We start from the raw sequence: 1,349 nt of genomic DNA on the forward strand, positions 1-1,349 counted from the left end.
GAGCTGGGCCGGGTCGAACCCCGTGACATACCCGGCGAAGTCGAAGTTCTCCTCCGTCCACGTGCGGATGCTGRGCAGGCCGGGACCGAAGTCGTCCTCGACCACGTCGTCGGGATCGCCCACGAACACCGACCGGTCCCGCACGCGCGCGAACCGGGCGCGYTGCTCGATCATCTCSGCGTTGTAGTCGGCGGTCAGCGCSGCCTCGCGGGCGCCTCCGTCGGCCATCGGCAACCACCCGACGAAGTCGGTCATCCAGGCGAACGCGAACCGCTTGAGCTCGGGGTTCTCGTGCAGGAAGTAGTCGACGTCCCACGCCTCGTCACCGACGACCAGGTCGTAGYCGCCGTCGGCCACGACCTCGTCGAACACCATGAAGTTGTGCACGAGGATCTCGTCCATCCGGCGGATGGCCTGGAACGCGTGCAGGTCGTGCTCACCGGCCTCGTGCTCGATGTGGCCGGACTCGTTGCGCAGCCAGGCGGACGCCGGGTGGACGCGCTCGCCGTGCTGTGCCAGCACCCGGGTGACGGGGTTCTGCGCGAGCCAGTCGATCTGCAGCTCGGGCCGGCGGGCGTGCAGCTCGGCGGCGACGGCGACGTCGCGCTGGGCGTGCCCGAGGCCGATGGGCGACGAGAGGTACAGCGCGCGCGGGGGCCGGCTCGCTGCTCTCCGCCACGTCGGACGCGGCGGCGTCGGGTGCAGGCGGTCGACGAACTGGGCGATCAGGTGGTTGACCTTCACCGGGTCGCGCGCCGACGGGCCGTGACCGGCGTGCTCGAGCAGGACCAGGTCGCCGCGGGTCAGCTCGGCCAGCTTCTCGCCGAACGCCTGCGGCCGGATGCGGTCGTCGGTGCCGTGCACCACGACCACCGGGCACGTGACCTGCTGGGCCAGCGGGGCGATGGGCTCGCAGATCGCGCCGTCGCAGCCCATGCGGCCGGCGGTCGTGTCCGCGAGCACCTGCGGGGTGATCTCGTGCGCCCAGCCGATGCAGTCCTCGATCTGCTTGGTCGAGTGCGGCTCGGGGAACATCTTGTGGAAGAAGAACGCCGTGAAGTCGTCGTACCCGCCGCCGAGCCAGTAGTGCTTGTTGTACTTGGCCCAGCCGAGGGTGTCGTCCAGGGGCTCGTCCCACGGCACGTGGTCGCGGCCCGGCGTCGCCACGTCCAGGCCGCACGACGGGGCGATCGCCATCAGCCCGGTCACGCACTCCGGGTGCTTGGCGGCGACGTGCACCGCCCACGACGCCCCGCACGACTCGGTGACCAGCACGGCCGTACTCGTCGACGTCGCGTCGAGCACGGCCACGATGTCCTCGGCGTACTCGGCGTCCGTGTACGCCGACG

The 1,349-nt window shown here is 71.2% G+C and carries 1 protein-coding gene; it reads right to left on the bottom strand.

Features of this window, described 5'->3' with window-relative positions; translation table 11 throughout:
• Positions 1–1,349: alpha/beta fold hydrolase (locus ACXJKG_RS21185; protein ID WP_456847686.1), on the bottom strand; the 1,349-nt coding region annotated here is incomplete at both ends.

The sequence above is a fragment of the Cellulomonas sp. P5_C6 genome, assembly GCF_054049635.1.